General features: G+C 54.3%; 15 protein-coding genes and 1 pseudogene. 5 read left to right on the top strand and 11 right to left on the bottom strand.

What is annotated here, in order from left to right:
* Positions 1-100 precede the first annotated feature (100 nt).
* Entirely contained in the window at positions 101-1,846 is a 1,746-nt protein-coding gene (locus tag HMPREF1207_RS21450; protein ID WP_009677248.1) for an ABC transporter ATP-binding protein, read from the top strand.
* Positions 1,839-3,746, top strand: coding sequence for an ABC transporter ATP-binding protein (locus HMPREF1207_RS21445; protein WP_009677238.1), 1,908 nt, complete (start codon positions 1,839-1,841; stop codon positions 3,744-3,746). The genes HMPREF1207_RS21450 and HMPREF1207_RS21445 overlap by 8 nt, the downstream gene beginning before the upstream one ends.
* A 638-nt stretch (positions 3,747-4,384) precedes the next feature.
* Here the strand turns inward: HMPREF1207_RS21445 and HMPREF1207_RS28525 are convergent.
* The 8 genes and pseudogenes from HMPREF1207_RS28525 to HMPREF1207_RS21405 form a co-directional block, all read right to left on the bottom strand.
* Positions 4,385-4,937 (bottom strand): annotated as a pseudogene (locus HMPREF1207_RS28525) (glutathione peroxidase).
* 215 nt (positions 4,938-5,152) lie between these two features.
* A complete protein-coding gene (locus HMPREF1207_RS21435) occupies positions 5,153-7,357 on the bottom strand; it encodes an MMPL family transporter (protein ID WP_009677223.1) in 2,205 nt (734 codons plus the stop codon).
* A gap of 108 nt (positions 7,358-7,465) precedes the next feature.
* Complete coding sequence (locus HMPREF1207_RS21430; protein ID WP_009677229.1) at positions 7,466-8,107, bottom strand: response regulator; 642 nt, start codon at positions 8,105-8,107, stop codon at positions 7,466-7,468.
* Positions 8,097-9,329 carry a sensor histidine kinase gene (locus HMPREF1207_RS21425; RefSeq protein WP_009677243.1) on the bottom strand — a complete coding sequence of 411 codons (1,233 nt, stop codon included), beginning with the start codon at positions 9,327-9,329 and terminating at the stop codon, positions 8,097-8,099. The genes HMPREF1207_RS21430 and HMPREF1207_RS21425 overlap by 11 nt, the downstream gene beginning before the upstream one ends.
* Positions 9,330-9,858: 529 nt before the next feature.
* Positions 9,859-11,061, bottom strand: coding sequence for an acyl-CoA dehydrogenase family protein (locus tag HMPREF1207_RS21420; RefSeq protein WP_016423970.1), 1,203 nt, complete (start codon positions 11,059-11,061; stop codon positions 9,859-9,861).
* The gene (locus tag HMPREF1207_RS21415; protein WP_016423969.1) at positions 11,058-11,900 is read right to left on the bottom strand and encodes an ATP-binding cassette domain-containing protein; all 843 of its coding nucleotides are present in this window, start codon (positions 11,898-11,900) and stop codon (positions 11,058-11,060) included. The genes HMPREF1207_RS21420 and HMPREF1207_RS21415 overlap by 4 nt, the downstream gene beginning before the upstream one ends.
* A 25-nt stretch (positions 11,901-11,925) precedes the next feature.
* Positions 11,926-12,729, bottom strand: coding sequence for an ABC transporter permease subunit (locus tag HMPREF1207_RS21410; protein ID WP_009677234.1), 804 nt, complete (start codon positions 12,727-12,729; stop codon positions 11,926-11,928).
* Positions 12,730-12,760: 31 nt separating this feature from the next.
* A complete protein-coding gene (locus HMPREF1207_RS21405; RefSeq protein WP_009677233.1) occupies positions 12,761-13,810 on the bottom strand; it encodes a sulfonate ABC transporter substrate-binding protein in 1,050 nt (349 codons plus the stop codon).
* 282 nt (positions 13,811-14,092) lie between these two features.
* Here HMPREF1207_RS21405 and HMPREF1207_RS21400 point away from each other — a divergent pair, with 282 nt between their 5' ends.
* From HMPREF1207_RS21400 to HMPREF1207_RS21390, 3 genes are all read left to right on the top strand, one after another.
* Positions 14,093-14,725, top strand: a complete 633-nt coding sequence (locus HMPREF1207_RS21400; RefSeq protein ID WP_009677226.1) for a YhbD family protein — start codon at positions 14,093-14,095, stop codon at positions 14,723-14,725.
* A gap of 2 nt (positions 14,726-14,727) precedes the next feature.
* Positions 14,728-15,456, top strand: a complete 729-nt coding sequence (locus HMPREF1207_RS21395) for a polymer-forming cytoskeletal protein (RefSeq protein ID WP_009677239.1) — start codon at positions 14,728-14,730, stop codon at positions 15,454-15,456.
* 73 nt (positions 15,457-15,529) lie between these two features.
* Complete coding sequence (locus HMPREF1207_RS21390; RefSeq protein WP_009677259.1) at positions 15,530-16,459, top strand: helix-turn-helix domain-containing protein; 930 nt, start codon at positions 15,530-15,532, stop codon at positions 16,457-16,459.
* Between the two features lie 125 nt (positions 16,460-16,584).
* On the opposite strand, the gene HMPREF1207_RS21385 is transcribed toward HMPREF1207_RS21390, so the two are convergent.
* The 3 genes from HMPREF1207_RS21385 to HMPREF1207_RS21375 form a co-directional block, all read right to left on the bottom strand.
* On the bottom strand, positions 16,585-17,271 hold the full coding sequence (locus tag HMPREF1207_RS21385) for a hypothetical protein (protein ID WP_009677244.1): 687 nt from the start codon (positions 17,269-17,271) through the stop codon (positions 16,585-16,587).
* 89 nt (positions 17,272-17,360) lie between these two features.
* A complete protein-coding gene (locus HMPREF1207_RS21380) occupies positions 17,361-18,353 on the bottom strand; it encodes an aldose 1-epimerase (protein WP_009677218.1) in 993 nt (330 codons plus the stop codon).
* Positions 18,354-18,419: 66 nt separating this feature from the next.
* Positions 18,420-19,562 carry a metallophosphoesterase gene (locus tag HMPREF1207_RS21375; RefSeq protein ID WP_009677227.1) on the bottom strand — a complete coding sequence of 381 codons (1,143 nt, stop codon included), beginning with the start codon at positions 19,560-19,562 and terminating at the stop codon, positions 18,420-18,422.
* Between the last annotated feature and the right edge of the window lie 340 nt (positions 19,563-19,902).

Genomic DNA, 19,902 nt, shown 5'->3' with positions numbered 1-19,902 from the left:
CGGTCTCATTTCCGCCTATATGGCGCTGTAGCTGCCTTGCCCGCTTTTTCCATTGGCCTTTACAATAAAGAAATGAGTTTATCCCTGAGGAGGTGGTGGCATGGGCAGTCAGAGGCTGCTTCGGAATTATGTGAAAGCGAACCTGGGACTGTATTCGGTCGGGGTCGCCTTTATTATCCTGTCTAACGTGGTACAATCGTTTTTCCCCCGGGTTCTGGGAGAATTTACGGACGATCTGCAGCTGAAAGTCGCCACATCCCACACGGTTGCCAGCTATGGCATGCAGCTTCTCGGAATCGGTGTGGCCTACGGAGTGCTTTTCGGCATCGGCCAGTATACGAACGCCCGGCTCGGACGCCGGTTCGAATACGCGACGAGGCAAAAGCTGTTCCGTCATTTCTCCACGCTCAGCGAGCATTATTTCTCCAGGCACGGTGTCGGCAAGCTTCTCAGTTACGTCATGAACGACGTGACGGCCGTCCGAGAGTCCATCTCGAACGGAGTCAACCAAACCACCAATGCCATCTTCTTTATTCTCTCCGCTTTTGTCATGATGTCTTTCAGTTCCATTCCTTTCGGCTTGATAGCGCTGAGTCTCGCGCCTATGGCTTTTATTCCGTTCATCGTCGTGTTCCTCGGGCCGCGTATCCGCTCCCGGTCTCTTGAAGTGCAGGAATCGCTCGCCACGATGACCGAATCGGCCGAGGAACAGTTCGGCGGCATCCGCGTGACCAAAACGTTCGCGGCCGAAGAAATCGCCTACGAGCGTTTCGGCCGGAACGTCGACGCGATCCGGGAAAAGCAGCTTCGGCTCGTCCGGATGTCGTCGCTTTTCCAGTCCCTTCTTCCCCTGATGGGTTCTTTTTCGATGATCATTGCCATTCTCGCCGGAGGCTATATGACGCTGCACGGCCAAATTACGCTCGGCAGCTTCGTGTCCCTTACCTTCTACTTACGGATGATGATGACTCCTCTGCAGCAGATCGGCAACGTGATCAATATGATGCAGCGTTCGCGCGCGTCGCTGGAGCGGCTCAATCACCTGCTGGCCGTAAAACCGGATATCCGGGAGGAAGCAAAAGCCGAGCAGTTGGAAAACGGGGCGGGAGAGCTGGACATCCGCGGATTGTCTTTCCGCTATCCCGGTTCGGACCGCCGCGCTCTGGAAGCCATCGACCTGAAAGTGGAGCCGGGCAGGACGCTCGGCATCATCGGACGCACGGGGAGCGGAAAAACAACGCTCGTCAAGCTGCTCCTGCGCATCTACGATCCGCCCGCGGGCACGATATTTATCGCAGGCCACGATATCCGCCGGGTTACGCTGGAAAGCCTGCGCTCGCAGATCGCCTATGTCCCGCAGGACGGCTTTCTGTTCAGCACGACGATCCGGGACAACATCGCCTTCTCGCGGCGGGATGCGGCGGACGACGAAATGCAGCAGGCCGCGCGCGAGGCGCAGATTTACAGCAGCATCACGGAGCTGCCGCGCGGGTTCGAAACGAAGCTCGGTGAACGCGGCATCACCTTGTCCGGCGGCCAGCGCCAGAGAGCGAGCCTGGCACGCGGCTTCATGAAGCAGGCGCCCATCCTCATTCTCGATGACAGCGTAAGCGCCGTGGACGCCGTGACCGAAACGAACATCGTCCGCCAAATCCGTGCCGCCCACCGCGACAAAACAACGCTGATCATCGCGCACCGCATCAGTGCGGTCAAGCATGCGGACGAAATCGTCGTCCTGGATGAAGGCCGCATCGTGCAGCGGGGCACGCACAAGGAGCTGCTCGCCCGTCCGGGCTTGTATGCTTCCCTGTATCAGATTCAGGAGGAGGGGACCCGGCATGCCTAATCCGAAATCACCGGACGCAAAAGCTCCAAGGGGATCGGCTTCCGCCGGTTCGGCCGGGCAGAATTGTGCGGGGGCCGGGCAAACGGCGGATACCGCGAAAAACAACGGAGCCTCCGAACCGAAAGAGGGCCCGCGCCCGGGCAGGCTCGCCGCATTCAAGGCGACGCTGACGTATGCCAAGCCGCACAAGCTGACGTTCATCGGCATTTTTTTCTGCTCACTGATCGCCATCATCGCCGAGCTGTTGCAGCCGTATCTCGTCAAAATCGCCATTGACGACCACCTCTTCGGCGGAAGCGGAGCCATGCGGCCGCTTCTGATCATCGGCCTGTTTTATCTGGGGCTGTCCGTCGTCAACTTTGCTTTTACCTACGTCCAGAACAACCTGCTCCAGTACGCCGGACAAAGCATTGTCGCCAGTATCCGCAAAAATTTGTTCGCTCATATTTCAAAGCTGTCGATGTCTTTCTTCGACCGTTATCCGATCGGAAGCCTGGTCACGCTCGAATCGAGCGATACCGAGACGATCAGCCAATTTTTCACTCAGGTATTCCTCAGTCTCGTCCGGGACGGGATGACCCTGGTGCTTATCATCGTTTTCATGTTTCAGCTGGACGCCACGCTCGCCTGGTACAGCATGCTTCTTCTGCCGGTCATCGCGGTGATCGCCGTCCTTTTCCGTTCCATGCTGCGAAAAGCTTACCAGGAGACGCGGGCACAGCTCTCTCGTCTCATCGCTTACCTGGCTGAAAATCTCGCCGGGATGAGCCTGATTCAGACGTACAACCAGCAGGATGAACAGTTCGGACGTTTCAGCGACCGCAACGGGCAGTACTTGAAAGCCAACTTGAAAGAAATCCGCACGAACGTGCTGTTCAACCGGTCCTTCGATATTTTCGGCAACATATCCGTGGCCCTTCTCGTCTGGCTCGGCGGACTCGCTTTTCTCGGCGGCAGTATCGAATTCGGTGTGCTCTACGCCTTTATTACCTACATCCGCCAGTTTTTTCAGCCAATCAACCAGATTACCCAACAGTGGAATACGCTGCAATCGGCTTCCGTTTCGATGGAGAGGCTGTGGAACATTTTATCCACGGAACCCGATGTAAAAGAACCTGCCGATGAAGATAAAACCGAAGTCGACTGGAAAAAAACAGCCGGAAAAATCGACTACAATCACGTGGATTTTTCTTATGTGGAGGGAAGCAAGGTCCTCCGGAATCTGGACCTGCACATTAAACCGGGGGAAATGATCGGGATTGTCGGAACGACAGGCGCGGGCAAAAGCTCGCTGATTTCCCTGCTTACCCGTTTTTATGATGTGAATGCCGGAAGCGTCACGATCGATGGTACGGATATCCGGCGCATTCCGCAGGATACGCTTCACCGGATGATCGGGCTCGTCCAGCAGGAACCGTACCTGTACTCCGGGACGATCCTCGACAACGTGCGGCTGTTCCGGCAGGAAATCAGCCGCGATGAGGTGACCGCCGCTTGTAAGGCGGTCGGCGCCCATCCGCTCATCACCCGGCTCAAGGACGGGTATGACACGAGGCTCTCGGAACGCGGCAGCGGCCTCTCGGCCGGCGAGAGACAGCTTCTGTCGTTCGCCCGCATTCTCGTGTTCAAACCGAGAATTCTCATACTCGACGAAGCTACGGCCAACCTCGACTCCCATACGGAGCAGCTCGTGCAGAAGGCGCTCTCCGTCGTCTCCGAAGGCAGGACGGCCTTGCTCATCGCCCACCGGCTGTCCACGATTATGCACGCCGACCGGATCATTGTCATGAAGCACGGCGAGATCGTGGAGGAAGGCACCCACCGGCAGCTGCTCGCCAAGAAAGGCTACTACGAGGAGCTGTACCGCCACTCTCAGGGCATGCAGGCGATCGGGTCCTGAATGTCCGGCCCGCTTGTAAAAAAAGACCCGCAGCCTCACGTTCGGTTACGAACATGAGACTGCGGGTCTTTTTGCCGGCGGCTTGCTTACGGCACGGATGCAATGCAAAATACGACTGTTACAGAATCCATATCAGGGCTACAAGGGAGGGAAAGCCAACCTCCTGTTTGAGCACTGCTCTCGTCACCCGACATCGTGAATCGCCTAACCGAGAACGATGTAAGGATCTGATTTGTGACATAATGATGTGACGGAATGGCGGACAATATTTGAACCATCCCAAGCAGTTGAAGCGTGCCGTGACACCTTAAGCCAAAAGAGCCGGATGCAATTCATGCCCCTTTATAGGTTTAAAGGTTCGAATCATCGTATGCATCTCCTTACGGTGTTATTGTTAGGTTTTGATGAATGTAGAAATCAATTCATAGGAGTCCTTCAGAGTATGACCTCTAAGCAACAACTTACAACATTCCAACACAAACCCTCAGCCCAATTTTTCGCCGTCACTTATGATACGGTTCCCCACGTTGTCTGCAACGGCAAGTTTTTAGGCCATACCTTTCGGAATGGCCCTTTCTTTGTAGAGTATGACTAACTGAACTAACGTGTCCGTTAGCATAATGACCGAAAGAATTCATTTACTTTAAAAGCAGTGATTCAATTACTGACTCTATTTCAAATGGTTCCGTCGTTGTTTCGTATCTACCATATACTTGTCCGTTTCGATCGATCAAAAACTTTGTGAAATTCCACTTGATCCCATCTCCAGCGTATATGTCAGGACACTTTTCATGCAAAAAATTCTGCATCCATTCACCGTTCGAAGTCTGGGTATCGAAACCTTGAAATGGTGCTTGCTTCGTTAAAAATCGAAATAACGGATGAGCGGTCTGACCCCTAACCTCCCATTTTTTCAAATAACGGAAACCTCACTCTAAAGTTGCTCTCACAGTATTCCTGCACTTCCGAGTTGTTCCCCGGCTCTTTCTCGTTAAATTGGTTACAAGGAAAACCCAGTATTTCAAACCCCTGCTCAGTATGACTTTCGTAAAGCCTTTGAAGACCTGCGAATTGGCGAGAATAACTACACCTACTGGCAGTGTTGACAATAAGCAGTACTTTTCCACGGTAATTTGACAATGTAATGAGCTTACCGGTAATTGTGTTCACTTGAAGATCAAAAATAGACATCGGATCATTCCACCTCCAAATTCCGTTATAATAATAACAATATAACAACTGACTTTTATTGGTCTAATATATAATGAGAATTATATTTATAGGTAAATACAATAAATGAACTATCTACCAAAAAATATTCTTTAAATTTTGCTACACGATTCTGCCCGTTAGCTCAAAAATGAGCTAACACTTAGACGACCATCTCGATAGCATTATTCCGACTTCTATGAACGCATCATACGATCCTGCAAAATCCCATCAGCCTCTTGCTTGTTCACGATCGATTCGCCTTCCACGTCGATATTCGGCAAGATGCGGTTCAGCCATTTCGGCAAATACCAGGCGGAGCGGCCCATAAGCGTCATGACGGCCGGCACGATTGTCATCCGGACGATGAAGGCGTCGAACAGAATGCCGAAGGCAAGGGCAAGGCCCATCGATTTAATCATCGTGTCTTCCGCAAATATAAAGCTTGCAAATACCGAAATCATGATCAAGCCTGCGGCGGTGACGACGCTTCCGCTGCTTTTCAATCCGAAGAGCACGGCTTTTTTCGCATCGCCCGAATGGATAAATTTCTCGCGCATCCGGCTCACAAGGAATACCTCATAGTCCATCGCTAATCCGAACAAGATCGCTGCCACCAACAGCGGCAGGAAATTCAGTACCGGACCCGGCTCGGGGATTCCAAACAAACCGGCCATATGGCCGTCCTGAACGACGAAAACGACGAATCCGAGCGTTGCCGCAAGCGTAAGCAGATAGCCTAACAGGGCTTTGAGCGGTACAAGTATGGAACGAAAAACCATTACGAGAAGAATTAAGGCAAGGCCAACTACAAGAGAAGCGAATACAGGAAGCGCTTGGTTCAGCTTGTCCGTAATATCGATATTGACGGCCGTGCTTCCGGTCACCATCAGTTCGACATGATTTTGCCGCATGGTCTCGTCCGAAAGCTTACGAACGTCGTACACCAGATCGGCTGTTTTGAGGTCATGCGGGCCGGTTCCCGGCAGCACCGTTATTATTGCGGTATCGCCGTCCGGACTCATAACGGGCTCCGTTGCCATTACAACATTGTCCAGTTTGCCCAGAGCTTCTCTTGCTGACGCAATGTCCGCTTTGGCATGATCGGCAGTCTTCGCTTGCATGACAACCACAAGCTGCGCTTGGTACCCGGGTCCAAAGCCTTCCGCGATCAATTCGTAGCCGCGTCGCCCGGTCGTCTCTTCAGATTTCAAGCTATTGTCAGGAAGACCTGTTTGCAGGTGCAAGGCAGGAAGACTGATGAACGCCAGCACCAAGATTCCCGCAAGCGCCGTCGGCAACGGAAATTTTTGCACAAACCGGCCCCATGCATTCGACTCGGCATTCGCTGTTGGCTTCGGCTTTTTGAGCGGCATATCCGGTGCCGACTTGGGACGAATCCTCTCGCCAAGCATGCCTAGAACCGCAGGAACGATGAAGATCGCAACCAGAACGGCTGTGAAGACGGTTAAAGCTGCCGCGAGACCCATCATGGTAATAAAGGGAATATTGGTTACGGCCAAGCCCACAAGAGCGATAATAACGGTACATCCGGCAAATACGACCGCGCTGCCTGCGGTTCCTGTGGCAATGGCAATCGATTCATGAACGGATCTGCCCTCGGACATATTTTGCCGGTGGCGCGAAATAATGAACAGGCCATAGTCGATCCCGACCGCAAGGCCGAGCATAACGGCAAGCGTCAGGGAGACCGAAGACATATCGACGTAATTCGAAGCAACGATAATCCCCATGATTCCGATACCTAGTCCGATCAACGCGGTAACAATCGTGAACCCTGCCGCCAGGATAGAACGGAACATGAAAATCAGAATAAGGAACGCGATTGCTAGGCCAACGATTTCGGAACCCCCGCCAATTTCAAGCGATTCGAAGCTGACCGAGCCGCCGATTTCCGTTTGCACGCCATGGGCCCGCGCTTGCTCGACGCTTGATAAGACCATCTCTTTGGACGCTTCCGTCACATCCTCCGCCTGAGAACGATAGGTAACATTAGCGTATCCAATTTCTTTCGTTTGACTGATCGTTCCGGCATTGTAGGGACTTGCCACCGAGGCGATCGATTCGTCCTTGGAGATCGCATCCAACGTTTGCTTGACAATCTGACGCATCGACTCCGTTTCAAGCGTTTGTCCGTCGGGCGCTTTAAATATGATTTGTACGGTACCGTTCTCGGCCGCCCCGCTTGTGTGGAATTTTTCACCAATGACGGTAGCCGCCTGTTCGGATTTGGTGCCGGGGATCGACATGTCGCCGGTGAAAACCGCTCCCATCCTTAACCCCATTAGTGCTGTAATCAGCAAGACGGCTAGGCCGCCGATAAAAACGGACTTCGGTTTCCCGGCTGCCCACCGACCGATGCGATACAATAATTTTGCCATACTCCAATCTCCTCCCAATATTTCTTTCTGGTATGGAGATCATTATATCGGGCGGCGGCAGTTTCGAAATCGTCCGTTTGGGCATGCCCGTTATGTACCTTTGGGCAATTAGATATATCCCTGCTCGACCGCGATCGCAACCGCCTGCGACCGCGAATCCACGCCTAATTTATTATAAATGCTGGTCAAATGCGCTTTGACGGTACGTTCCGATATGCCCATGTCTAAAGCGATTTCCTTGCTCCGAAGCCCTTGGACAACAGCTTGCAGCACTATTCTTTCCTTATCCGACAAAATCGCGGTTCCCGCCGACCGGACTGGCGTTTCTTTCGTCTGCTTGATGGCAAACACTCTCGCCGTGATCTCTGGCTGAAGCAGCGTCTCCCCCCGCATAGCGGAGTCGATCGTTCTGAACAAATGGTCTCTACCCGTATCCTTCAGCAAATATCCTTTGGCGCCTAACGCCAAACCGTTGATCATCAACTCGTCTTCATTGTAGGTGGTCAAGATCACGACGGGAATGTCGATCCCCCGCTCTTTCATTTGCTCCATCATCTCGAGTCCGCCCATGACCGGCATATTGAGATCCATCAGAATGACGTCCGGCGACAGTTCTTCCAGCAAGCGGAGAGCGGCCGCTCCGTCCGCGGCTTCTCCAGTCACCTCATAGTCGTCGCACGTTTCCAATATCAGCTTCAATCCCTCTCTGACCACATAATGGTCGTCGACAATCATGATTTTACAACTCACGCTTAACCTCCTCTCTTTTCTCGGGCAGCTCTAATCGAACGATCGTTCCTTGCTGGCTTGCGCTTGAGATATCGAGTACGCCGCCGAGAATGCGAACCCGCTCTTTCATGCCGATCAAACCGTAATGCCCGAGTTGGCGGCCAATCGCAGCCGGATCGAATCCTTTTCCGTTATCGCGAATTTCGATGACGATTCGGTCTTCTGCACGACTGATGGAAATTCCGATACGTGAAGCTTCCGCATGACGGGCTATGTTCATCAGGCATTCCTTGACGATTTGCAGCACATGTTCGGTCATCAGTTTCGAAATATGCGGCAATAGCTCGACATGAAGCTCAACCGGTATCCCCGTAGCCGACGAGAACCCGTCCGCTTCTTCCCGAACCGAATCGGAAAATTCGATTGCGTTCGAGGAGCGAAGTCTTAGACCGTCGATGGCGCTTCGCGCTTCCGCAAGCGTTTTTCTCGCCGTTTCCCTGCATTGGCGCAAAATTTGTTGAGCCCGTTCGACATTGCTTTTTGACAAGTGAGCATCTATCGCTTCAATCTGCATAAGCACTCCTGCAAGCCCCTGTGCCAGCGTATCATGAAGGTCGCGAGCTATTCTTTGCCTCTCGTTGGCGAGCGTAAGCTCTTCCACTTTCTGATGGGCGGACTCTAGGTCCCGTAGGAAGTTTTGGGTATAGACGCGTCCATATACCTCCCTTTGAAACATACGGGTATACGAAGTGACGATCAAATTCAAGAGAAGCAGCAGAGGAGCAAAAACGACAAGTGCAGGAAGCTCGTTGACTTTCACGATGATAAAGAAAGCAAGAATGTGGTAATAAATACATGCGAAAGCGACCTTAGTGTTCTGATGATAAATAACAGCGCTTTGCCCCATAAGAACCGGAAAAAGACCGAGGATCAGAATCGTCCAAGCGATGGGCATAAACCAGACGAACCACAAAACAAGCAGTCCTTGCAGAACGAGATAAACCCAAGGATGCTTCTTGGTGAAGGAATCGGAGTGCCAGTATAGGGAGCCGTGAAAAAGATACAAACCCGTAAAAAATAAACTAGGTATCCACTGAAAGCGGGTTGTCCATTGAATAAGCACAATGGAAAAGTAAACCAAAGCCAGCCAGACGACGGTTCGATTCCGAGCATCGATCCAAGCGTTGGGCATTTCGACGGGCATGGATTTGGAACCATTTTGTGAGGGATGTTTATATTTCATTCTTTCACCCTTTCCGGTTACGCCCCGAATTATACCAGGAATTTGCCTGCATGTCCTATCCGTGCAGGCATCCGCTTCATGGTATGCCTCCATGATGAGGGCCGGTATAGAGTAGGCATCCAGCGAGTCACTATCTAAAGACAGCACTTTTCCAAGTCCCCCTCCCAGAATGGAGCATGCGAGTTTCCAACGCACTCCGCTCGCTAGTAGTTACTTTACGATCATAAAACGGGGATATATAAATTTTAAATGTATCCCCTTAGAAATTAATTAACCAGGCTACCCCACCGAAATGAGCAGTCTAAGTAAAAAAGATCATGGCTGCCTACAGCCATGATCTTTTTTCGCTTAATCATTCAGCCCGTGTATACTGTAAAAACGTTGGTTAAATGCAGGAGCCGCAGTTTCCATATAGACGTTAGTCACGTACAGCATGTATTAGACTTGTGATAAGGCATGGAATTGGAATATGTGCTAGAGGTGCCACGCTTGACCAATTGATTTTCTTCATGGCTTTAACGCCCTTCGCTTACGCCTCCGCCGTTCCCTCTGGCGGTTGCAGCAGTTCGCGCTCCGCCCGGTCGGCCAGCTGCTTCAGCGTGACGTCGTCCATCGGGGGATTGTGCAGTCCGAACCGCACATCCCGGTACAGCCGCTGAAGCGGATGAGTCATCGCCAAGCTGTGCGCCCCCGCGATCCGCATCGACTTGTCGACGACGGTAAGCGCCGTCCGCACGGCGAACGTCTTGACGGCGCTCAAGTCCGCGGCGAATGCCCCCGGATTTGCGGGGGCACTCTCCCAGCGCTGCGCCACCGCGTAGAGGAAATGCCTCGCCGCGGAAAGCTCCAGCTCGATCTCCCCGATCAGCTGCCGGATATGGGGCAGCTCCAGAATCGGGTGGGGAAGCGAGTTCGGCCGGTAAGCCGCCGCGAAAGAGACCGCTTCCCGCCTCGCCGCAAGAGCGATGCCGAGGTAGCAGGCGGGAATGTGCAGCAGATACGGATGAGCCGCCGGCCCGGGTCTGCTCGGTTCGCTGCGGGTGTGCTTGACCCTCGCCTCCGCCGGGACAAGCACATCCTCCAGCACCAGGTCGTGACTGGCCGTTCCGCGCATGCCGACCATATCCCATGTCGGCTCGATGCGAACGCCTTCCGTCGCGACGGGAAAAACAAACTCGCCGTGACTTCCGTCCGGCTCCAGGGAAGCGGTCACAATGACGAGGTCAAGGGCGGGTGCCAGCGTCGTAAACGTCTTGCGTCCGTTGAGGAGGTAGCCGCCCTTTACGTCCGCCGCCGTTGTAGCCGGGCGGCCTCCGCGCGAGGGGCTCCCCGTCCCTTTTTCCGTAGCCGCGCGGTTAATCAGAAGGTTGCGGGAGGCGATGTCTCTACACAGCGCCTCGTATTTGTCCTGCCAGGCAGGCTGATTCGCCAGTTCCAGAACGATGCCCAGATGCCAGCCGATTCCGAGTGCTATCGCCGCATCTCCCTGGGCCAGCCTTTCCTGCAGCAGAACAAACTCGTACAGGGAGGCTCCGGCTCCTCCGTATTCGGCCGGGACGGTCAGCGAAGGATACCGGGCTTCCTTCAACGCGTCGATAGCTCCGTAGGAGAAGCCGTTCTCCTCATCCGCCCTGGCCGCTTCGTCACGCAAAGTGTCGGCCAGCCGGCCGATCCCCTCGAGACGCTCCCGCTCTTCCGCTGTTCGGGCGAAGCTGAACGGAGATGGATTCATCGGCCGTTCCCCCCGTTTGTCTGCATAATCCGCTCCAGAACCCGCTTCTCGAGTCCGGCGAATTCCGGATTCGCCTGATCCCTCGGCCACGGAACCGGGTTATCGGCGTCCAGCGCGATTTTCCCGTCCTCGATCAGAAGAATCCGGTCCGCCAGACGGACCGCTTCGCTTACATCGTGCGTGACGAGCAGCGTCGTGAAGCCGTGCCGCTGCCAGAGCGTGCCGATCAGCTGCTGCATCTCCAGCCGGGTCAGCGCATCCAGGGCGCTCAGCGGCTCATCCAGCAGCAGCAGCTTCGGCTGGCGGACAAGCGCCCGCGCCAAGGCCACCCGCTGCTTCTGGCCTCCGGACAGGACGCCCGGCCAGTCGCCGGCGCGGTCCGTCAGGCCAACCTGCCCGAGTACGTGCAGGGCACGCGGGCGCCAGTTCCCGCTCAAACCGATGCCGACGTTGTCCAGCACGGTTTTCCACGGGAGCAGGCGGGCCTCCTGGAACATGACCGTGATATCCCGGCCAATGCCGGATACGGGCCTGCCGTCGATCTCGATCCGGCCCTCGGCAGGTTTCTCAAGCCCCGCCAGCAGTCTGAGCAGCGTGCTTTTTCCGCTGCCGCTTCTGCCTGCAACGGCAATAAACTGACCCGGACGGATCGTCAGATCCAGCTCGTGAAGCACTTTTTTGCCTCCGAACGATTTATGAACGCCCTGCAGCCGGACAGACGCTCCGAACAGGCGCTCCCCGCTTTGCCCGGCGTCATCGCCCGAAACCGCCCTTCTTTTATCACCTGCCAGGGCTTCCGTATATAAAGCCTCCTCGGCCAACTGACTCCACCCGCTCAATTGCGGCACCTCCGTTTACGTTGTTCTAGGCTTTCCGGTAGCTTACATTCCACTTGAGCACAGTATGCTCCAGCCATTTGGCGATCACATCCGCCAGCTTGCCCAGCAGCGCGTACAGCAGAATACTTAAAATGATGATGTCCGCCTGCATAAACTCACGGGCATTTAAAGCCAAATACCCGATTCCTTTATCCGTTGCGATCGTCTCGGCTACAATCAGCGTCAGCCACATAATTCCGAGCCCGTATCGGATCCCCACAAAAACGGAAGGAAGCGCCCCCGGCAAAATAACATGGCGGAAAAGCTGCCAGGAGGTGAGTCCGTAGACGCCCCCCATTTCTAAATACCCCCGGTCGATGGATCGTATTCCGTGAAATGTATTTACGTAGACCGGGAAAAGCACGCCGAGAGAAACCAGGAACACCTTCGCTCCTTCGTCGATTCCCATCCATAATATCACAAGGGGTACCAGCGCAAGGTGCGGAATATTTCGGATCATCTGGATCGACGTATCGAACATCCGGTAGGACGTCACAAACAATCCGTTGGCGGCCCCCAGCAGCAGCCCGATTCCCCCGCCGATGACAAAACCCGCTGCCGCGCGCCCCAGACTGACGCCCAGATGATACGTAAGCTGGCCCGAGGAAAGAAGCTTCCAACCCGACCTCGCCACCTCAAGAGGAGGCGGGAACAAGCGCTGGGAAACGGGCCCGTAGACGGCGGCCATATGCCAGCCCGCCAGAATAAGCGCCGGAAGCAGCCAGGGAAGCAGCGCGGCCGCCCATGTATCTCTTCGTCTCGTATCCGCTTGTTGAATGCTTACCGACATTTCGTCATCTCCCTCAAGTTATAATCCGCCGTCATTTTCCGATTGCCCACGCCTGCTGGGTCGGCATCAGCGGAGCTACATGGATCTTGTCCCCGATCAGTCCGATCCGGTGGAACGTATCGGCCAGTTTTTGCTGCGGCTCGATGATTTCCGGCGACAAATTTTCGACGCCGTACGTTCGTCGGTTCACGGCCCGTTCGATTGCCTTTTGGTCGATGCCGAGCGCTTCCGTCAACTGCTTGACGACTTCCGGCTTGTTCGTATTGGCCCATTTGTCGGAGACGTCGATTTCTTCCAGAATCGTTTGGATCAGCTCGGCATTTCCTTTCGCGAACGTTTCATTGGCGTAATAAAAGGTCCGGTTCGGTGAATATCCCGTTCCGTCCGTCAGCGTCACCGGCGACAGATCGTTCTCGACCGAGGCAAAAAAAGGGTCCCAGGAGCCGAGCGCGTCCACCTGCTTCGTTTCGAACAGAGCTCTCCCTTCGGATGCGTCTTTGACGAACACGAATTTGACATCGTCCAGTTTGAGACCGGCCTTTTCCAGCGCCAGAACAGCGAGGTAATGATGATTCCCGCCCTTCGCCACCGCGATCTTCTTGCCTTTCAAATCCGCGACGGTTTTTACCGGCGAACCCGCATGAACCACAATTCCCATGCCTTCCGGGTTGGGAAGATCGCTGCCCACGTAGACAAACGGTTTGCCTCCGGCCTGCGCGAATACGCCCGAGCCGTCTGCCGCATGCCCGAAATCGATGCTTCCCGCCGTTAACGCCTCCAGCAGAAAATTTCCGCCCGCAAAAACTTTCCATTCCACGGTGATGTTCTTCTCTTTCAGCCGTTTCTCCAGATTGCCGTGTTCTTTCAAAATATTAAGCGTGTTCCCTTTCTGATAGCCGATTCGGACCACCTTGGAGTCTCCCGATACGGCGGATTTTGCCTCATTCGGCGTTGTTGCCGCGGCCCCTTTGTCCCCGCCCGAAGAACATGCGGACAGAACGACCGCAGCCGTCAGCATAAGGGCCGCCAGCCGTGCCTTTGTACGTGCGGAACGCTTCAGCCACCCGGATATCGTTGTCATTTTCGTCTCTCTCCCCCTTATGTTCTTCCGTTCATCCAAAAAAAAGAAGACGCACTTTCCCCTGAAGGGAAAAAAGCGCGTCTCCGTTCGAACGGTAGACTCTTTCGTTTTAATAATTCCGATTGGATTAGTATGTTATCGGAGTTTCAAGTAGCTTAGCACACGTTTTTTTGAAGTGTCAACGTCTTTTTTATGACTTCATGGATAAGAAAAATCTTATGCATGTAGGGTGATTTACAGTGTAACAGTGTTATGTTACAATCTTTTTCAAGAGGTGTTGAGATGACGCAGGAATTGATTTCGAAAAAAGATCTGCTCGAATTGACCGGCATATCCTACGGCCAGCTTTATCGCTGGAAACGAAAAAACCTTATACCGGAAGCGTGGTTCATCCGAAAATCTACCTTCACGGGGCAGGAAACGTTTTTTCCCAAGAAAGAGATTCTCGTCCGCATCGACAACATTTTGCACCAGAAAGACGATTTGTCGCTGGATGAGCTGGCCGATCGCTTCTCTCCCCGCCCTTCCGATCTGAGCATGACGAAAGAAGAACTTATCCTTCATAACATTGTTTCGAAGGTTGCATTGGACTATTTCGTCCGGCTCAGCAGAGACGCCGAGGTGTGGACATTCGAGCGTATTTTCGCCGTCTATGTTCTTCACACGCTGCTCGAAACCGGGGAAATCAGCTTGGAGGAAGGAAGCGGCCTTATCCAGCTTATGACAGACCAGTACCCGAACATGAGCGACAGCGACGGGGAGCTTCTTTTTATCCGCAAAATGGGTGTGTCCACCTGTTTTCTAAAGCAGGGCACCGGAGAGATTTATCTGGAAAAGGGTGTGAAAGTGGCGGCGCGCCTGCAGCTTTCCTCATCCGTTGAAGCATTAAAAACAAAAATTTGGCGGGAGGCCTGACCATGGAAGCACAGCCTAATATAACGAATGACTTGTCGATCTCCGGATCGGGTTCGGCAGACGGCGGACGTTACCGGAACGCGAGAATTAACGGAAACGGCCGGATAGACGGCGATTTGGAATGCCGAAGCTATAAATCGGCGGGGCACAGCCATGTATACGGGAGCTTGGCCGCCCGGGAAGTGATCATACGCGGAAGCGGCTCCGTATCCGGGAATGTCCGTTCCGAATTGGTGAGTGTCAGCGGAAACGGGGAATTTCGGGGCGACGTGGCAGGACGGCAATTCAAAGTGAACGGATCGGCCGGCATCGGCGGCTCTTTGACCGCAGACACGGCGGTCATTCGCGGTTCCGTACAGATCAACGGAGACTGCGAAGCGGAAAAGTTCGAAGCCTACGGCGGATTCGAAGTCGGCGGCCTGCTTAATGCGGGCATAATCGACATTCGTCTCTTCGGACCGTGCCGGGCCCGAGAAATCGGCGGAGAGTCCATCCAGGTGAAGAAAAACGGTTTCCTCAACTCGCTGGCTTCTCTTTTCGGTTCCAAACTGACCTCCCTGGAAGCCGGAATCATCGAAGGGGATGTCATCTACTTAGAGCATACATCCGCCTCCGTCGTACGAGGAAGAGACGTGAAGATCGGTCCCGGCTGTGAAATCGGCCGTGTGGAGTACACGAACACCCTGTACGTAGATAACCATTCGACCGTTGCCGAACGGCAGCAGTTGTAAAGCGCAAGAACGATCAAGCCCCGTCCGGCTCTCCATGATAAGCTGATAACGGAAAGGCAGGCGATACCCGGCTATGGTGCAAGCAGTCGTATATTCGGAAACGGTCAACCGGACCCTTTCTTACATCGAGGCTCATCTGAAAGAGGAGCTGAATCTGGAAATCCTCGCCGAGCGGGCGGCATTTTCCATGTATCATTTTCACCGGATCTTCCAGGCTCAGGTAGGCATGCCTCCCGCCGACTATATACGCAGGCGCCGACTGTCCAGCGCGGCATGCAGCCTGCTCGGAACCGAGCGGAGGATCCTCGATATCGCGCTTGAATACCGCTTCGATTCCCAGGAATCGTTTACCCGCTCTTTCAAGCGCATGTTCCTCATGACGCCGGGTCAATACCGTTCCTACTACCGAACGCTTACGATGCAGAAGGAGAGTGAAGCCGAAATGGCCGAACAGACGGAACGAATCAACGATTTACAAGGAGAACCCCGGGGATGGATGCTTACCGGCACCCATTCGGGAGATTACGAGATGGGCATAGACCGGCTGGTGGTCCACCACGGCAAATCGTCCGGTTATCTGCGTTCGCTTACGGAACGGGCCTTCGGCTTCGGAACCATGATGCAGATGTTCAAGGCGGACGCTTACTCGGGAACCCGGCTCCGGCTGAGCGGATTCGTCAAAACCGAGCAGGTCAATGACTGGTGCGGCCTGTGGCTGCGTATAGACGGCAAGGATCACGACGTGCTCGGGTTTGACAACATGAGCGGCAGACCCATCCGCGGAACGACGGACTGGAGCCGTTACAGCCTGGTGCTGGATGTGCCCAAAGAGAGTGTGGCCATCGCGTTTGGTGTCCTGTTGAACGGAAGCGGCCGGGTCTGGATCGACAGCCTCCAGTTCGATACCGTCAGTCTCCAGGTGCCTGTGACGAATCTCGAAGAGATTGCCGCGCTCCCCGACGCTCCGGTAAACCTGAACTTCGAAGAAGAGCCCGGTTTGTAGCGCATGGCAACGAAAAAAGACGATTCCCCTTTCGGAGAATCGTCTTTTTTATACCTCGCCAGCCGGTACGGCACGATAAGCGGCACCGCTGCTCGGCAAGCAGGATCGGACAGCCGGAATCGGTGTTACGTGTGCTCCGCCTGCTGCTGATGCTCTTCATGGATTTTATAAAGCGCCTGAACGAGCGGATCGGCCGGATCGCGGTTCAGCAAGTGAAGCGTCATCAGAAACTGGAGCGGAAGGGCAAACGTATTGTTGCCTTCTTTAATGGACGGGAAGCCCACTTCCAGGACAGGACCCGCTTCCGAATGCATCTCCAGATCGACGTAGATCTGTTCTTCCGGAAATTCGCTTCTTACGCTCTCCGCGCAGTGAGGCACGATATATTTGTCCAGCAGCTCTTTCGCTTCTTCTTCGCTTTGAGGAGCGGCCGGAAGCGGACGATTGTCGGAGCTGCGAATCAAGTCCACGAAGAAGGAAGACATCCAGAGACCCGGATTCTCCTTGTTCTGGAACGTATGCACGAGCTCGTTAAGGAAAAATCCGCAGGAATAGCTGTTATCGTTTTGACGGACCGTGTAGGCGAACAATGGACCGAAGACGGGGTGCTGGCCTACCTGTCCTTCCACTTCGTAATCGGAAAACTGCTCTTTCAATACCTGCTCGGCATGCTTGTACCAGGCAAAAATAATTTCGTTCTGCTGCTGTTGCTCCTGCTGTTCTTTGGCTGCCTGTTCTTCGGGAGACAGCTGCTCTTCTTCTGTCGCTTGAGCTTCGATAGGCTGATCGCCGGATTCGTTAGGTGTGGTCATATATACTCCTCCTTGCCTCCCATCTTATCATGTTCTGGAGATGATGGGAAAGCGCCGTCTTCTTTTGCCGCTTCGGTTAAAAGCAGTCGTTATTTCACATAAAGCCTTCCGGTCTCTTCCCAGATTTCTCCGGGATCCAGCCCGAACAAGCCGATTTCCTCTGCCGGCAGCGGACTGTTCGGCGCGTTCACGAGATTCACCTGCGGCTCCGGGCAGAAAAACCCTTCCTCCCCGAAGTGGTTCCAGATCATCCACTGCTTGTAGGACGTACCGACATCGTAAACGAGGGTGACGTTGCGCTTCGTGTCGGTCAGCTCCATGCGGTTGCGCCCGTTCCGGGCCGACACCGTATAATGGTTGTCCAGCGGTTCGTAGAAGGGATAAATCCCTTCGTCCCGAAGCTGTTCCTCTTCGCGCGTCAGGGCTTGCTGCCTGCCCGTAGGAAGCATGCGGTCGTTCATCTCCCAGCGCTTGCCGATCGTCAGCTTCACCCTGTAATCCTTCGCCGAAGCATCCGGTGCGAAAGGGGCGTTAACCGACGTGTGAAAAGCAAGCAGACAAGGCATCCGTTCTCCGCCTTCGTTGCGGATAAACAGATGCTGGGCCAAGCCGTCCGCGCTGAGCGAATAACGCAGGCGGATCGTAAAGCGGAACGGGAGAAACTTGTACACCTCATGGGCTTCATCCACCCGGACGGATACGCTTACGAAGCTTTCGCTTTCCGTCGTCCCGTATTCGTCCACTTGCCAGGGAATCTTATGTAGAAATCCGTGCAAATGGTTGCCCGTCGCCTCTTCGTTAATCGGAAACCGAAGCACTTTGCCGTTCCACGGGAACTTGCCGTCTTCATAACGGTTCGGCGGAAAAAGCACGGGAATGCCGTGGATTCCCGGATTCGCCTTGAAGGATTCCAGCTCTTCCTCAGCCGGTTCGTGCAGAAACCGGTAGCCGTTGTCCGTATCCCGAAAAGCGATAAGGTTGCCTCCGTAATCCGGGAGCATGACGGCTTCATAGGCGCCCCATTCCAGCCGGACGGCTTTCATTCCCTGATAGTTACTCTCATACGCACGGTTGTGTGTCATGCTTCTCTCTCCCCTCGTCAGTTCCAGCGCGGCCTTTTACCAGACTATTATACCATGAAAACTCTTTCATTCCGCTTCCTCAAAATCGAGAATAAGCTCGATAACTTCCGAACGGCTGGCGATCCGTATGGGGGGTCCCCATGTGCCGAAACCGGACGATACGACGACATGCATCTTCTCCTTCAGCATGTAGCCCCAATCCAGCTCGAACAATCTTCCCGTGATCCAGTGATTCGGCGCGAACTGCCCGCGATGCGTGTGGCCGCACAAAAGCACGTCCGCTCCGGCAGCGGCGGCCTTGGCGAAATGATAGGGCTGGTGGTCCATCAGGAGGATCGGCTTCGAATGATCAAGCCCGGATAGCAGCTGGTCCACCGCCATGCGTCCGCCGGTTTCGAACGACTCCGCCGTCTTGTCTTTGCGTCCCGCGATATAGAAAGCGTCCTCTACGGAAACCGTCTCGTCCCGCAGCACGCGGATACCGATCGACTCCATTTGGCGGACGTGCTCTTCGATATGCCCGCCGTAATATTCGTGGTTTCCCAGCACCGCGTACACGCCGTATTTCGCCTGAAGCCGCTTCATGACCTCCGACATTCCGTTGCGGATATACGGTTCGATGCTGTCGTCGATAAGGTCGCCGGGAAGCAGAATAAGATCGGGCTTCATCGCGTCGACCGCCTTAACCAGACGGGCCAAGTGCCGTTTTCCTACAATATTACCCAAGTGAATGTCGGATGCAACGGCTACCCGGAGTTGACGCAAGCGTCCGGCCCGTTTGCCGACCCGCGCCCGGTACGTCCGGACGATGGGCGTCCAGGCATTCCAGTATCCTTTGGCAAGGAGGACAATCAGAATCACGAGCACGACGCTTCCCGTACCTCCGAAATATACGGCGGGAGGAAATCCCGCAAGTTTCAAGAGCCAGGCGGCCAAGTCTCCCAGAGGAAGAAGAATCACGGCAAATTCCAGCACGGCGAAATAATAAGATCCGATGACCTTCAGCAGCCTGCCCGGGGGTCCCGGAACTACGGGAGAGCGGCCCAGCATGTAAGCGAGAGCCAGTATCGCCAGCAAAGTCCAGTATATTCCGGCCGGCACGGAAATTCCCCAGAAGTCGAGAAAGCGTTCGCCATGCCATCCGATGTAAAGATTAAGCCCCACATAAACGAGCAGAGCCAAAACAAGCAGAACAAGACGCGATTTCACTAGAGTCCGACTCCTTTATTTAACAGGTAAACAGATGAGATGTCCGCATTATACCACGGGGAGACCGCACGGAACCAATCCGGCTCCATCTGCTGAACATACCCGTAAAGAAGGAGGTTTTCTCCAGAAAAAGAGGAAGATGAAGGCCGCGGAACGACACAGCATTTCTCTCCATAAAAATACACTCCCTAGAATACACCGGTTGACCCCGAAGGTTCCCATGCGGTTCTAAAGAGTGTATTCAGCTAATACTTAGGTCCCGTTCCGTATACCGGACCGCCCGCCGGCAGCCGAATCCCTCTATTCGCTCAGCAATCCGAGCGTAGTCATAGAACGTGGA

Source organism: Paenibacillus sp. HGH0039, from assembly GCF_000411255.1.
Classification (GTDB): domain Bacteria; phylum Bacillota; class Bacilli; order Paenibacillales; family NBRC-103111; genus Paenibacillus_F.
Note: the sequence above shows the minus strand (reverse complement) of the source record. Positions and strands in the feature narration are given on the sequence as shown.

Coding starts and splice junctions, on each gene's coding strand:
- HMPREF1207_RS21385 (WP_009677244.1), bottom strand. CDS start 17,271: ATGACCACACCTAACGAATCCGGCGATCAGCCTATCGAAGCTCAAGCG.
- HMPREF1207_RS21445 (WP_009677238.1), top strand. CDS start 1,839: ATGCCTAATCCGAAATCACCGGACGCAAAAGCTCCAAGGGGATCGGCT.
- HMPREF1207_RS21420 (WP_016423970.1), bottom strand. CDS start 11,061: ATGAATCCATCTCCGTTCAGCTTCGCCCGAACAGCGGAAGAGCGGGAG.
- HMPREF1207_RS21405 (WP_009677233.1), bottom strand. CDS start 13,810: ATGACAACGATATCCGGGTGGCTGAAGCGTTCCGCACGTACAAAGGCA.
- HMPREF1207_RS21435 (WP_009677223.1), bottom strand. CDS start 7,357: ATGGCAAAATTATTGTATCGCATCGGTCGGTGGGCAGCCGGGAAACCG.
- HMPREF1207_RS21410 (WP_009677234.1), bottom strand. CDS start 12,729: ATGTCGGTAAGCATTCAACAAGCGGATACGAGACGAAGAGATACATGG.
- HMPREF1207_RS21390 (WP_009677259.1), top strand. CDS start 15,530: ATGGTGCAAGCAGTCGTATATTCGGAAACGGTCAACCGGACCCTTTCT.
- HMPREF1207_RS21395 (WP_009677239.1), top strand. CDS start 14,728: ATGGAAGCACAGCCTAATATAACGAATGACTTGTCGATCTCCGGATCG.
- HMPREF1207_RS21450 (WP_009677248.1), top strand. CDS start 101: ATGGGCAGTCAGAGGCTGCTTCGGAATTATGTGAAAGCGAACCTGGGA.
- HMPREF1207_RS21380 (WP_009677218.1), bottom strand. CDS start 18,353: ATGACACACAACCGTGCGTATGAGAGTAACTATCAGGGAATGAAAGCC.
- HMPREF1207_RS21425 (WP_009677243.1), bottom strand. CDS start 9,329: ATGAAATATAAACATCCCTCACAAAATGGTTCCAAATCCATGCCCGTC.
- HMPREF1207_RS21400 (WP_009677226.1), top strand. CDS start 14,093: ATGACGCAGGAATTGATTTCGAAAAAAGATCTGCTCGAATTGACCGGC.